Source organism: Niallia nealsonii, assembly GCF_002835805.1.
Taxonomy (GTDB): domain Bacteria; phylum Bacillota; class Bacilli; order Bacillales; family Cytobacillaceae; genus Niallia; species Niallia nealsonii.
Window position 1 is genome coordinate 1 of record NZ_PISE01000040.1, and the last position, 13,620, is coordinate 13,620.

General features: G+C 34.6%; 11 protein-coding genes and 1 riboswitch. Of the genes, 6 read left to right on the top strand and 5 right to left on the bottom strand.

Annotated elements, in window-relative coordinates:
- Positions 1 to 72: 72 nt before the first annotated feature.
- On the bottom strand, positions 73 to 1,689 hold the full coding sequence (locus CWS01_RS16440; protein WP_101178262.1) for a lactate permease LctP family transporter: 1,617 nt from the start codon (positions 1,687 to 1,689) through the stop codon (positions 73 to 75).
- A gap of 392 nt (positions 1,690 to 2,081) precedes the next feature.
- A riboswitch (TPP riboswitch) is annotated at positions 2,082 to 2,184 on the top strand.
- Positions 2,185 to 2,340: 156 nt separating this feature from the next.
- Between CWS01_RS16440 and tenA the strand changes: the two genes are divergently transcribed.
- From tenA to CWS01_RS16460, 4 genes are read left to right on the top strand one after another with little or no spacing between them, the layout of a single operon-like run.
- A complete protein-coding gene (tenA, locus tag CWS01_RS16445) occupies positions 2,341 to 3,027 on the top strand; it encodes a thiaminase II (RefSeq protein ID WP_101178263.1) in 687 nt (228 codons plus the stop codon).
- Positions 3,024 to 3,620 carry an ECF transporter S component gene (locus tag CWS01_RS16450; protein ID WP_101178264.1) on the top strand — a complete coding sequence of 199 codons (597 nt, stop codon included), beginning with the start codon at positions 3,024 to 3,026 and terminating at the stop codon, positions 3,618 to 3,620. Before tenA ends, CWS01_RS16450 begins: the two co-directional genes overlap by 4 nt.
- Positions 3,598 to 5,202: an ABC transporter ATP-binding protein gene (locus CWS01_RS16455; protein ID WP_101178265.1), complete on the top strand. Its 1,605-nt coding sequence runs from the start codon at positions 3,598 to 3,600 to the stop codon at positions 5,200 to 5,202. Before CWS01_RS16450 ends, CWS01_RS16455 begins: the two co-directional genes overlap by 23 nt.
- A complete protein-coding gene (locus CWS01_RS16460) occupies positions 5,165 to 5,911 on the top strand; it encodes an energy-coupling factor transporter transmembrane component T family protein (protein ID WP_101178266.1) in 747 nt (248 codons plus the stop codon). The genes CWS01_RS16455 and CWS01_RS16460 overlap by 38 nt, the downstream gene beginning before the upstream one ends.
- 60 nt (positions 5,912 to 5,971) lie before the next feature.
- On the opposite strand, the gene ppdK is transcribed toward CWS01_RS16460, so the two are convergent.
- Complete coding sequence (gene ppdK / locus CWS01_RS16465; RefSeq protein ID WP_101178267.1) at positions 5,972 to 8,629, bottom strand: pyruvate, phosphate dikinase; 2,658 nt, start codon at positions 8,627 to 8,629, stop codon at positions 5,972 to 5,974.
- Positions 8,630 to 9,080: 451 nt separating this feature from the next.
- Here ppdK and CWS01_RS16470 point away from each other — a divergent pair, with 451 nt between their 5' ends.
- Together CWS01_RS16470 and CWS01_RS16475 are read left to right on the top strand one after the other, a co-directional pair.
- Positions 9,081 to 9,605 carry a sigma-70 family RNA polymerase sigma factor gene (locus tag CWS01_RS16470; protein ID WP_235852096.1) on the top strand — a complete coding sequence of 175 codons (525 nt, stop codon included), beginning with the start codon at positions 9,081 to 9,083 and terminating at the stop codon, positions 9,603 to 9,605.
- Complete coding sequence (locus tag CWS01_RS16475; RefSeq protein WP_101178268.1) at positions 9,595 to 10,887, top strand: DUF4179 domain-containing protein; 1,293 nt, start codon at positions 9,595 to 9,597, stop codon at positions 10,885 to 10,887. The genes CWS01_RS16470 and CWS01_RS16475 overlap by 11 nt, the downstream gene beginning before the upstream one ends.
- A 41-nt stretch (positions 10,888 to 10,928) precedes the next feature.
- Here CWS01_RS16475 and hxlB read toward each other — a convergent pair whose 3' ends face one another.
- The 3 genes from hxlB to CWS01_RS16490 all read right to left on the bottom strand — a co-directional run bounded on the left by hxlB (position 10,929) and on the right by CWS01_RS16490 (position 13,446).
- Complete coding sequence (gene hxlB / locus CWS01_RS16480) at positions 10,929 to 11,477, bottom strand: 6-phospho-3-hexuloisomerase (protein WP_101178269.1); 549 nt, start codon at positions 11,475 to 11,477, stop codon at positions 10,929 to 10,931.
- Positions 11,474 to 12,106, bottom strand: a complete 633-nt coding sequence (hxlA, locus tag CWS01_RS16485; RefSeq protein ID WP_101178270.1) for a 3-hexulose-6-phosphate synthase — start codon at positions 12,104 to 12,106, stop codon at positions 11,474 to 11,476. The genes hxlB and hxlA overlap by 4 nt, the downstream gene beginning before the upstream one ends.
- Before the next feature lie 329 nt (positions 12,107 to 12,435).
- Positions 12,436 to 13,446: a LacI family DNA-binding transcriptional regulator gene (locus CWS01_RS16490; protein WP_101178271.1), complete on the bottom strand. Its 1,011-nt coding sequence runs from the start codon at positions 13,444 to 13,446 to the stop codon at positions 12,436 to 12,438.
- Positions 13,447 to 13,620: the final 174 nt, after the last annotated feature.

Genomic DNA, 13,620 nt, shown 5'->3' on the forward strand with positions numbered 1-13,620 from the left:
AATTAATACTACACGGTTAATACTTTGTTTTTTCATTTCATTTCGCTCCTTTTATTATGCTGAAATTATTTTTTAGAATATTAATATGCTTACTAATCCAATAACTACAAGTAATGCCAAACTATATTTAATTGTTATGCTAAATAATTGACTTTCTTTGCCTGCCAAACCAACGGCCGCTGCCGCTACGGCGATAGATTGTGGAGAAATCATCTTTGCCATAGTGCCTCCCATTACATTGACTGCAACCATCGTTTCAGGTGCTATACCAATTTGAGTAGCTGTAACAGATTGCAGTGGAGCAAATAGTGAACCGCTGTTTACAACAGAACCTGTTAAGAAAACCCCTAACCAGCCTAAGATTGGCGAAAATAGCGGGAAGATGCCACCCGTAGAAGCAAATGCTAAACCAAGTGTTGAAGACATGCCAGAATAAGTACAAATATAGGCAAATGCAAGTACGCTACAAATAGTTAATACTGGTGTCAATAATTCATGGAATGTCTCTTTTGCTGTTTCAGCCAATAGTCTGCCGCCGGTTTTGAAAATGATACTTGCAACAATAATAGTAATAACAATTGCTGTAGTAGTAGATGAGAATAAATCTAATTTAAATACAGCCGCATATGGTGTTGCTTCCGGGACAATTGGCGAAAGCTTCATAACGTTATTATTCAAAAATGGAATTGGAAGCTGGAACACTAGTTTTTCCAATGGTCCACCTGGAATAAAAAGATTTTTAAAGAATGATAAGTTAAAAATCGTTACACAAATTGTTAAAAAGATAAATGGCATCCACGCAAAGGCAATTTGACCAAGAGAGTATTTGTTTGTGTTTGTTTCTGTCATTTCGTGGTTAACACGATAAATTTCTTTTGGCTGCCATTTTTGCAAGAATAGAGCAAGAGTAACTAAACTAATGATGGCTGCGAAAATATTAGCCAATTCTGCACCGATGAAATAAAGAACAAGTGCTTGTGTAATAGCAAATGATAATCCGCTAACTAAAATAGCTGGGAATGTTTGTTTGATACCTTTAAAGCCGTCGATAATAAATACTAATAAGAATGCAACGAAAATACTTATAAATGGAATAATAAGAGCTGTGTATCTACCAACAACAAGTCCATCTAAACCTGTAAGAAGGGCTGGGACAGTCACAGGTATACCCATTGCGCCATATGCGCCACCTGCAATATTTGCAATTAAGCATAAACTTGCAGCATAGATGGGACTAAAACCAAGACCTACTAAAATGGCTGCTGTTATAGCAACTGGTGCTCCAAACCCTGCTGCTCCTTCTAAAAATGCACCAAATGAAAATGCGACAATAAGAACTTGCAGACGCTGATCGGAAGTAATAAAAGAGATGCTGTTTTCAATGACAGCAAACTTTCCTGTTTTAACGGTTATTTTATATAAGAATATAGCGGCAAATACAATAGATGCGACTGGCCAAATACCAGCTAATGCGCCGTATATTGCGGCCATTACTACTAATATTGCGGGCATTTTATAAACTAGTATAGCAACAAGGGCTGCTACAATAATACTGTAAATGCCAGCTATATAACCTTTTAATTTTAAAACTGTTAACATCAAAATAAAAAATATAATAGGTATTGCTGCTACAAGTGCTGAGATCCATAAATTATTTAAAGGATCATATATTTGATTCCAAACTGTCATGTCGTCCATCTCCTTTGAAAGATCATTATTGCTTTCTATACCGTTATTATAATACTAACATTGTGAATAACATCACAAATATTATGTCTATTTTGTGAAACGGACAAATAAAGCGTTTTCTTGATATGTTATTGTTCACATGTTTGTAACAATCCCTCTAGATTAAGCTGTAAATGTCAAATTCAAGTTTAGTTTTTGCATAATGTATAAGAAAATATACAATAGAATGTCTGTTTAAGTGCATTCTAGGGAATTAAATGCTTTGTATCCTTAGAAGATTTTATTTGTTAAAAGTTTAGTATTTAATTGCTAGGGATTTATTTTTTGAACTAATTTGAATATTTAGTTGACAAATATATCCTCTGTTTTGTAAAGTATAAGTAAATTAATAGGGAATCCACTAGGGGAGCCAATTTAGGCTGAGACAAGAATTATCTTGGACCCTTTGAACCTGATCTAGTTCATACTAGCGTAGGAAAGTGGAGTCGGCATAACTGGATGAATGTAATTTTTTATATTCTTTTCACTGTAATTATAGCCACTCCATTTTTGGAGTGGCTTTTTTATGGGCAAATAATTATCATCCATTAATTATCCATAAAAACTCTTATCATTGTCACTCCTTTTCCCTAAATAAAAGGAGGAAAAACATTGAAATTTTCACAAGAATTGCGTCAAGAAGCAGACAGTATTTTTCAGGCTATTTTTGAACATCCATTTGTTCAAGGAATTGCAAAAGGAGATTTAAAAAAAGAACAGCTTATTCATTATGTAAAGCAGGATTTTGAATATTTAAATTCCTTTATTCAAATTTATGGAATAGCGATTTCCAAGTGTGATAATAGAGAGGATATGCAAATATTTAATGAACAAATATCTTTTATTTTAAATAGTGAAGTTCATCCACATAATAATTTTTGCCAAGTAGCAGGTGTTGCTTATGAAGACTTGCAGGGATATTCCCTATCGCCATCTTCGCATCATTATATTCGCCATATGCTTACAGTTGCTTATTCAGGAGGAATCCCAGATATTTTAGCTGTATTATTGCCTTGTCCATGGACATACTTAGAGATCGGCAAAAAACTGCTTGAGGAAGTAAATCCAGATATTACACATCCTTTTTACGACTGGATTCAATTTTATGGAGCGCGTATGGATTCTGTTACCGATAAGTTTTGTGCACGATTAGATGAACTTGCACAAAATTTAAGTGAGAAGCAAAAGAATAAACTAAAAGAATACTTTCTTTTAAGTTGTCAGCTGGAATATAAATTTTGGGATATGGCCTATACAGTAGAAGAGTGGCCTGTAGCAAGGGAGAATATAAAAGCATGAACTGGAAAATAAAAGAAGTAGTGTTGCTGGTTGTTCTATCTGTTGCTTGCGGGGTTCTTTATCTAGGATGGTCCACTTTATGGATTCCTATTTCTGCATTAGTAGGACCTGTTGGAGCTGGATTTATGTTTGGAATATGGGTTATTGCAAGCCCCATTGTTGCCTATATTATTCAAAAGCCAGGTGCTGCTTTTATTGCAGAAGTTGCAGCAGCAGCAGTGGAGCTTCTAACAGGAAGCCATTTTGGATTATCAGCATTATTAGTGGGAGTATTTCAAGGAATTGGAGCAGAAATTGCCTTTGCGCTGTTTCGCTATAAAAAATATAACCTTCCTGTTTTAATGCTTTCTGGTGCTATAGCTGGAATTTTTAATATTATTTACAGCATTGTTGCAAATGGATTTGCTTATTATACAACAACAACACTTGTAACTACATTGGTCATTAATATCATTAGCGGAATGCTCCTCGGTGGTTTATTAGGGAAATTAATTGTGGATATGATTGCAAAAACAGGGGCTTTGGATCAATATGCTATTAGAACCAGCACACGAACGAAGGATGGTCAAAATGACTTTGTTGTTAGGCAGTAAAAATTTATCTGTTCGTTTTTTTAATCAAAAAAAGAAAGTTTTAGATAATATTAGTGTATCTGTTCAAGAGGGAGAAAAGGTATTAATTCTCGGGCCAAGCGGATGTGGCAAATCTACATTATTATCTGTTTTAGCAGGAATTATCCCAGAGCATATTGAGGCGGAAGTAAGTGGAGAAGTAACAAGGAAAAAACAGGTAGGGGTCATGTTCCAAGATCCTGATGCACAATTTTGCATGAAACATGTCAATGAAGAAATTGCCTTTAGTTTGGAGAATAGAAAAATTCCTAGAGAAAAAATGGATGAAGAAATTTCCAAGGCTCTAAAAATGGTTGGACTTTCTATTGACCCAGCTACTCCAATTCAAGAATTATCAGGTGGCATGAAGCAAAGGCTTGCTTTAGCGTGTTTATTGGCGCTTGAACCAGAGGTTTTATTTTTTGATGAACCGACAGCGCAAATAGATCCGGCAAGTAGAAAAGAAATATTTGAATTATTGTATGAAACATCAAAGCGCACAAAACAAACCATGATTTTTGTGGAGCATGTTTTAGATGGATGTATAGAATGGATGGATCGACTGATTCTTTTGGACAAAAATAGCCATATTATTGCAGAGGGCATTCCAGCAGAAATTCTTTTATCTCACAAGGAAGAAATGGAAGAAGCGGGAATTTGGCGGCCAAAGGTATATCCTTTCAAATGGGAAGAGGTTGTACAAAATCCTTTGCATACATTAAATAAGGAACTTATGCATCGATATGAAAGCAGGAAATTGCGGGCTGGATGTAAGAAGGCTGAAATAGAATCTATTATAGTCAAAGAAAATGCAACATTAGCTTATAAGAAAACTGCCATTTTAAATAATATCAATGGCAGTATACTCAGAGGAGAATGGGTAGCGATTGTTGGGAAAAACGGCAGCGGAAAAAGCACTTTCCTAAAAGCTTTGGCAAATCTAATAAAACTTAAAAGTGGAGATATTCTGATCAAGGGGAAAAGTGTAAGTAGATGGAAAGATAAAGATCTTTATAGAATGCTAGGTTTTGTATTTCAAAATCCAGAGCTTCAGTTTATTAATGATACTGTATTTGAAGAAGTAGCCTTTTCAGCAAGGCAGCATGATTGGAAAGAAGAAGATATCGCTGCTAAAACAACTATGCTGCTAAAAGAATTTGGATTGGCGGAATATATTAATCTTCATCCATTTATGCTAAGCTTCGGACAAAAAAGACGCTTAAGTGTGGCTACCATGCTTTTATTAGATCAGGATATATTATTATTGGATGAGCCTACATTTGGTCAAGATGAAAAATCAGCAAATCAATTGCTTCGTCTGTTAAAAAGGAGACAGCAAGAAGGCACGACTATTGTAATGGTAACCCATGATATGGATATAGTAGATCAATATGCTGACCGAGTTATTTTATTTGAGGATAAACAAATAGCTTATAATGGTCATCCTTATTTTTTCTTTCGCAATAAAAGGGGTGGCATGATACCGCCTCTTCATTATCAGTTGATAGAAGAACAGGAGGATAGATATGCTAACGAGCAATCAGTCTTATCTATCAGCCATTAATCCTGCTGTTAAACTGGCCACACATGTTCTTCTAATGATTATGCTTATGTCATTAGATGATCCGTTCACTACTTTTTATTTATGGATCTTTGTCATTATCATTGGAATTACTATTGGAGGATGGCGCTTGCCTTATTTGCTGAAAGTATTGCTGCCATATACATTCTTTTTTGTACTTGTTTTTTGGATGATGGCTGCCTTTGGAAAAGGTGAAAATGTCTTATTCCATTGGGCTTGGTTTCGAGTAACAGAAGAGAGTATAAAAAATGGTTTTAACTTATCTTTAAGAATGCTTGGTTTTGTTACAATTGGTTTATTGTTTACCTCGACAACGGATTTAAATAAATTAATGATGAGTCTTATTCATCAATTTCACTTGTCCCCAAAATGGGCATATGGTTTTTTGGCCGGATTTCGCTGTATTCCTTTATTTCAGGAAGAACTGTCGCAGATGAAAGCAGCACATAGAATAAGAGGATATAGTAATTATGGCAGCTGGAAAGCTTTCAGCAGATATGCGGTTCCTTTATTGACGACTGCCATTCGAAGATCAGAGCGGATGGCCATTGCAATGGTGGCGAGAGGATTTACAGGGACAAAAGAGAGAACTTATTATATAAAGCCGACTGTTTCAAGGCGGGATTATGGATATTTTATTTCCACTTTACTGATAGCAGGAGCAATTATTTTTGTTATTGGCAATTATTAATAGAAAAAGAGGAGAAAGGCTGCGTAATAGAAATGCAGCCTTTCTCCTCTTTTGGGTTTTTTAGAAAATAACTGTTTGTTTTTGCTTTTGTTTTTTTGATATTTGTTTTTCTTCCAATGCGACTTGTGCTGCAGCGAGTTTTGCCGCAGGTACTCTAAAGGGAGAGCATGATATGTAGGATAAGCCCAACTCATGAAAGAAACGAATAGAATCGGGATCTCCACCAGCTTCTCCACATACTCCTAACTTAATTGCTGAATTTACTTTTCTTCCTTTATAGCTAGCTATTTTTATTAATTCTCCTACCCCTGATTGATCCAATGTTTGAAAAGGATCATTTTTTAGCACATTTTTTGCTTTATAATCAAATAGAAATTTATCAGTATCATCTCTTGAGAAACCATAAGTCATTTGTGTTAAATCATTTGTGCCAAAGCTGAAAAATTCAGCTTCTTCTGCAATTTCATCGGCGGTTAAGCAGGCACGAGGTATCTCCATCATCGTTCCAATTTTATAAGGGATACTTATATTGTTTTCAATTAAAATATCGTCGATTATTTTCGTTATTCGTTCTTTAATAAAGGTATATTCTTCCTTTGAACCGATAAACGGAACCATTATTTCTGGCATAACAGCTATACCCTGTTGATAGACAGAAACAGCACTTTCCGTAATAGCTCGTGTTTGCATTTCATAGATGTCAGGGAAAGTAATTCCTAAACGGCAGCCGCGGTGGCCGAGCATAGGATTTACTTCTTCCAAGTAAGAAATCCGGTTTTTTATTTCTGCTAGAGAAATATGAAGTTCTTGTGCTAGTTTTTTTATTTCTTCTTCTTTTTTTGGTAAAAATTCATGTAAAGGTGGGTCAAGTAAACGAATTGTTACCGGTTTTCCTTTCATTAGCTGAAAGAGTTGAATGAAGTCTTCCTTCTGCATTTCAAGCAGTGTATTTAATGGTTCTTGACGCTCTTGTTCATCACTAGAAAGGATCATTTGCCGAACAGCTGAAATTCTCGTTTCCTCAAAAAACATATGCTCTGTTCTACATAAACCAATTCCTGCTACGCCAAAGTTAAGAGCTGTTTGTACATCTGATTTTGTGTCTGCATTTGCTCGCACTTGTAATACACTGAACTCGTCAGCCCAGTTCATTAATTCCGTGAAGTAGCTTCCCGTTGTGGTTTGCTCTAATGAAATTTCACCTAAAAAGACATTTCCAGTAGAACCATCTAATGAAAGGAAGTCTCCTTCTCGCAAAACAGTTTTTCCATAAATAAGTTCTCTTTTTTCCTCATCGATATATAAAGAGCTGCAGCCAGCTATACAGCATTTTCCCATGCCTCTAGCAACCACTGCGGCGTGAGATGTCATGCCACCTCGTGAAGTTAAAATTCCTTCACTGAATATCATGCCTTCAATATCTTCTGGTGATGTTTCAGCACGAACTAATAAACAATTTTCTCCTCGTTCTTTTGCCTGGAGGACATCTGCTGCATGAAAGTAGATTTTTCCTGAAGCAGCTCCTGGTGAAGCAGGAAGCCCTGTTGCGATTAATATAGCTTGTTCTAACCCCTTTTTAGAAAAGGTTGGATGAAGCAGCTGGTCAATTTGTTGTGTGCTAATCCTTTTTATTGCTTCCTCTTTTGCAATAACCTTTTCATGCACTAAATCGATGGCAACTTGTAATGCTGCTTGCGCTGTTCTTTTTCCATTTCTTGTTTGTAAAATAAATAGCTGTCCATTTTCTACTGTAAATTCAATATCTTGCATATCTCCGTAATGGTTTTCTAATAAGTTTGCTATTTTTACAAATTCTTCGTAAACAAGAGGCATTATTTCTTGTAATCTATTAATTGGTTCAGGAGTTCGGATGCCCGCAACAACATCTTCTCCTTGGGCATTCAGCAAAAATTCGCCAAATAAAGCAGGTTCTCCAGTAGAAGGGTTTCTTGTAAAGGCGACGCCTGTTCCACTTGTATTTCCTGTATTGCCAAATACCATTTCTTGAATATTTACCGCAGTTCCTAATGTATGGGAAATATTATGTAGGTCTCGGTAGATTTTTGCTCTTGGATTATCCCATGAAGAGAATACAGCTTCCACTGCCATTATTAATTGGTCTTGTGGGTTTGCTGGAAAGTCTGATCCTTTTTCCGTTTTATAAATATATTTAAATTGATCGACAATGTATTGTAAATCTTCTGTTGTTAAATCGGTATCAAAAGTATATCCTTTTTGTTTTTTTCTTGTTTCTAAAACATCTTCAAATTTATGTCGAGGGATATTCATCACCACATCTGCAAACATCTGAATAAATCTTCTGTAACTGTCATAAGCAAATCTTGGATTATTAGTAGATTGTGATAACGCTTTAACTGTGAAGTCATTTAACCCTAAGTTTAATATCGTATCCATCATGCCAGGCATGGAGAACACAGCTCCAGAACGGACAGAAACCAATAGTGGGTTATACTCATCACCAAATCTTTTACCTGAAACCTTTTCTAATTCTTCTAGTTTATTTTTAATTTCTAATAAGAGGTTCTCTGAAAGTTCTTTATGTACTTGATAATGTTTACAGGCAGTTGTACTAATAGTAAAACCATTTGGGACAGGAAGACCTAATGAACTCATCTCTGCTAAGTTAGCTCCTTTTCCGCCTAATAGCTCCTTCATTTCTTTTGTGCCTTCATTAAATGCATATACTAACTTTTCCATTAAGCCACCTCTTTTTATAATATATGGATAAAACAGCTATGTTTGTTATTATATAGAGTAGCATATTTCGAGTCAACAATTAATTGTGACATACTATTAAAAGATTTTTGTTTAATTAAGTTATGTTATTTAAGGATAATACTGCAAGTGGGATGCTTTATATTGTAATAATATGTTAAAAGTTAAAATGTAGGCATAGAAGAAGATATGAGGGAAATATTAATATTTTAATAAAATAATAGGAACTATTTAAATAAAAAGAGGAATAGCTAAAAATAGTTTATAAAATTTCTTTCTCGTCATAATTTAGCAAAGGTATGATAGGAAATTTTATGATGGAAGGGAGAGTTTACAGCTTCTAATGCAGGAAATGATACTAAATTAATTTATTAAAACTTTTTTGTTTGTCAGCAGTCTAATATATAGATATCACAAGGAGGGAGGCGAAAATTTGGAGAATAAGGAACTAGCAAGAAAAGCAATAGCTGGCGATGAAGAGGCATTTTTAACGATTATGCATGCCTATAAAATAGATTTGTATAAAACAGCATTTGCTTATCTGCATAATGAAGGAGAAGCATTAGAAGCAGTTCAGGAAGTAACCTATCGGGCATACAAAAACATAAAAAAAGTAAAAAAACCAGCTTATATCAAAACATGGCTTTTACGAATTATGATCAATTATTGCAATGATGTTTTAAAAAGAAAAAAGAAAATGATTATGGATGAGGCAATAATTCCTTTAATTGCAACAATGGATAACTATCAAACAATAGAAATACAAGAAGCAATAGCGACTTTAGACGAACGTTCCCGAGAAATTATCACATTAAAATATTATCATGGTTTAAAAATTAAAGAAATTGCCTTTATGCTTGATTGCCCGGAAGGAACGGTAAAGACATGGCTAAATAAGGCATTAAAACAATTGAAGAGTAACTTAGACGGGAAAGGAGGAAGCAGGCATGTCCAATAAGGAAGAAGAAATCCTTTTAGAAGAAAAGAAAAAGCTAGATGAACTAACAATTCCATTTGATAAATTAGACAGGGAAATATCATTAGGCTTGGAAAGAGGAAAACAGGAAAAAACAAGATCAAAGCATAAACGAATCATGACTTTTACTGCAGCGGCGATCCTATTTATCACTATATTTTTAGGTGCAGTTCGAATTTCTCCTGCTTTTGCCAACTATGCCGCAAATATACCTGGAATGGAAAAAATTATAGAACTAGTCCAAGAGGATAAGGGACAGCTGGCGGCGGTGGAAAATAAATATTATGAGAAAATAAATATTATTGAAAAAAAGAATGGCATTACGCTGAAAGTTGATGGTGCAATTCGTGATGAAGAAGGATTAATTGTATTTTATACAGTAGATGCCAAAGGTGCAGATCTAAAGGATATAAGTTTAAAATTTCCTGATAAGAAAGAACTGGCAAGCCGTTCTTCCTACGAAGGATTTCCTGTAGAAGAAGGGGAGAAAAAATTCAGCAGCACATTAGAGTACTTTTTTGACGAACCATTTACTGAAAAAGACTTTTATGTAGAAGCTAGTTTTATTAAAGATAATCAAAAAGTAGAAATAAGCATTCCTTTCTCGTTAACGAAAAATATTCAAAAAAATAAAGTACTACCAGTAAATAAAAAAATTATGGTGGAGGGACAAGAGATAAATATTGTCGATATCACTATTTCACCGCTTAGGGTAGCTGTTCATGTAAAGCAAAATCCTAAAAATACAAAAAAAATTCTGGAGTATACCGATTTGCGTTTAATTGATAAAAATGGCGAAGCATGGACGATGATACCAAATGGAATAACTGCTTCTGGGATGGATAGCGATGAACAATTGATTTATTTGCAGAGCAATTACTTCCAAGAGCCAGAGGAACTTTACTTAGTGCTAAATAAACTGCAGGCAATTGATAAAGAAGATGAAATGCTTAAAATCAGCTGGAAGCAGAAAAAGATTTTAAAGCAGCCAAAAGGGAATTTGTTGACACTGAAGTATATGAGAAACAAAGAAATAGAATTGCAGCTCCATGTGGAAAAACCGTTTCATTATGGACTGTTTTCATCTGGTACAGCAAGTGACGGGAAAGAGTTGGATATCTCCTCTATGTGGACAGAGGGGAGCGGAGATTTAATGGGAATTGAGTTTAATGAGCCGATAAATACGTATAAAGATCCACTATCAATTACTATTTCCTCTTTCCCTAGCTGGATAGAAGGGGATATAAAACTTAGGGTTAAATAGCTAAAAAGAGCAGGAGTAGTTTTCCTGCTCTTTTCTTTTGCTTACTCTAGGTTGCTGTGATTTTTAAATGCGGTCGCAAATTCCACTTTGTTTTGTTCCGCATAACATAAACAAATCGTATCAAAAACGATATGTGCACATTGATCAAATAAAGAGCCAAGTGGCTGAATAGAGTCTAATTCATGTTCTTTTCGATACTTGGTGCTAGCAGGGATAGTAATAATAGATGATGCTGTATTTGCTAAAGGAGAGGAGCTATCTGTTGTGACAGCAATTGTATAACAACCTAAGCTTTTTGCTGCTTCAGCGGTCCAAACAACAGATTTTGTTTTCCCTGATCCTGAAATGGCAACAAGAACATCATCACCTGCAATTGATGGCGTAATGGTTTCTCCTACAACATATACAGTGGCGCCAAGATGCATTAGTCTCATGGCAAAGGATTTAGCCATAAGTCCAGAGCGGCCTTCACCGATGACAAAAATTCTTTTTTTGCTTTTTAAAAGCTCAGCAGTTTCTTCTAGAAGCGTTTCTTTGACTTGAGATAGAACGAGATGTATTTCTGTTTGGATACTTGCTAACTTAGTCATGATAATATGCCCCCAATTTGCTTTTTAAAATTTTCAGCAGTCTCCTGTGGATTTTTTGCCTTTGTGATAGCAGATCCAATAATAGCCACATCTAGATTTTGTTCAACAAGGTTTTGAACAGTTTCCAATGTTATACCACCAGCAGCAGCGACTTCAATAACGGCTTGCTCTTTTAATCTGCTTTTTGTTTGGACATTGCTTTTGCCTGCTAATTCTTGTTCGTCTTTGCTGATATGTTCACAGAAAATAGCCTCTGTAAATGGTAGCAATGCTTGAATTTGCTCTTCAGATGTATTTAATAAATCAATCATAATTTTTTTATTGTTTTCTTTAGCAATCTCCAAACAAGTTTTAATCGTGACGAGTGGTGCAGTTCCCATTACGGTAACGATATCTGCTCCTGCTTGAAAACTCATTTCTAGTTCATATTTAGCATTATCCATTGTTTTTGTATCTGCTAAAATGGTTTTATAAGGGAAAGCTTTTTTCATTTCCTTTACACTTTGCATGCCAAATTCCTTAATTAAGGATGTTCCAACCTCAATCCAATCAATCTCTGTTTCTACTAATTTAGCCATTTTAATGGCATCCTGAATATTTAAACGATCTAATGCTAATTGAATTTTCATCAAAAATCGCACCCTTTCTAAAAAAGTGGAACAAATAACTAGCCAGGTTTTCTATTCTAATAAAGATGTGTACAAACAATAGAAACTATTTGATTTGCAAACAAATAAACCGATTTACTAAATCGGTTTATAAGAATATTATACTTGTTTTGTAAGCGTTTTTCAATGTGATTACCTCTTTTTGTTGAATTTTCTTTTTTCAACTAGTTTCTATTAATAAATAATGGGTGAAAGCAGAAGAGTGCTTTTTCATTATGTTAAAAAATCCTTTTGCAAAGAAGAACGAATGCAAAAGGACGGTTTAAAAATAGTTAGTCTATTAAATGGTGCTAGGATTTTTTATCTTTTATAGAGGTGGTTCTAATAATCAGTTGGCAAGGAAAATATACTCTCTCACATATAGTTGTTTCTTTATTTATTTGTCTTAATAAAAGCTCTGCTGCTTTTGCACCCATCTCAAAGGCTGGTTGAGAAATAATTGTGATGGGTGGATTAGATAGGTGAGCGAAAGGAATATTATCAAATACAATAAGGGATACATCTTCAGGGATATGTAGTTTGTTCTCTTGCAAAAAGGATAAAGTTTCTAGAAAAACTAGATCATTTCCTGCCAACAGTGCAGTTGGCGGTTGTTTGAGCTGAAATAACGCATGCAGTTTAGTCTTTAATTCTGCTATTTCGCCACTAATGATATAGTCAGGATCTACTGACAGATGATGTTCAATCATTGCCTTTTGATATCCCTCAATCCTTTCTTGTCTGGATGAAATAGTTAAAGGCTGTGTCACAATGGCAATATGTTTATGTCCATGCTGAATAAAATGGGAAATAGCCTCATAGCTTGCTTGTATATTTTCTGCTAATACAAAATAGGAATCTAAATCTTTTATATCCCTATCCATAAAAACGACAGGATAGTTTTCATCAACCATTTTTTTATAAAGAGCAGGATTTTGTCCTGTGGGAAAAATAATCAATCCATCTACTTGTTTAGCCTGAAGCATATCAATATATTTTTTTTCTTTTTCTGGGTTGTTATCTGCATTGCATATAATGGCATGAATATCATTATCGTAGCAAAAATCTTCGATTGATCTGCTTACTTCTGTAGAAAAACGATGGATAATATCAGCTACAATAATGCCAATCATCGCTGTCCTCTTTTGTTTTAAGCTTTTGGCAATATAATTCGGCTGATATCCTAACTTTTCAATAGCTTCTTTAATTTTAATTCTAGTTTCTTCACCCATGTATTCATAACGATTATTAATATATTGAGAAACGGTGCTTTTTGAAACCCCTGCAAATTGAGCAACATCCGCCATTGTTACTTTTTTCATCGTTTAATTTCCTCTTTCATTTCAGTAATTTTCCTCGATTTTTGGTCAGCTACCTTTAAGTATAAAACAAAATGAATCTATATGTCTAAAAGCTTCTAGATAACGTCAAATAACTTGAGTTTATAAATAGATTTTAAATCAAGGCTCTTTTCTAAAAGATTGTTGTTTTTAAAT

Bases quoted from the DNA above. Each gene is read 5' to 3' on its own strand.
- CWS01_RS16440 (WP_101178262.1), bottom strand. From the start codon at position 1,689: ATGACAGTTTGGAATCAAATATATGATCCTTTAAATAATTTATGGATC.
- CWS01_RS16450 (WP_101178264.1), top strand. From the start codon at position 3,024: ATGAACTGGAAAATAAAAGAAGTAGTGTTGCTGGTTGTTCTATCTGTT.
- CWS01_RS16455 (WP_101178265.1), top strand. From the start codon at position 3,598: ATGACTTTGTTGTTAGGCAGTAAAAATTTATCTGTTCGTTTTTTTAAT.
- CWS01_RS16460 (WP_101178266.1), top strand. From the start codon at position 5,165: ATGCTAACGAGCAATCAGTCTTATCTATCAGCCATTAATCCTGCTGTT.
- ppdK (WP_101178267.1), bottom strand. From the start codon at position 8,629: ATGGAAAAGTTAGTATATGCATTTAATGAAGGCACAAAAGAAATGAAG.
- CWS01_RS16475 (WP_101178268.1), top strand. From the start codon at position 9,595: ATGTCCAATAAGGAAGAAGAAATCCTTTTAGAAGAAAAGAAAAAGCTA.
- hxlB (WP_101178269.1), bottom strand. From the start codon at position 11,477: ATGACTAAGTTAGCAAGTATCCAAACAGAAATACATCTCGTTCTATCT.
- hxlA (WP_101178270.1), bottom strand. From the start codon at position 12,106: ATGAAAATTCAATTAGCATTAGATCGTTTAAATATTCAGGATGCCATT.
- CWS01_RS16490 (WP_101178271.1), bottom strand. From the start codon at position 13,446: ATGAAAAAAGTAACAATGGCGGATGTTGCTCAATTTGCAGGGGTTTCA.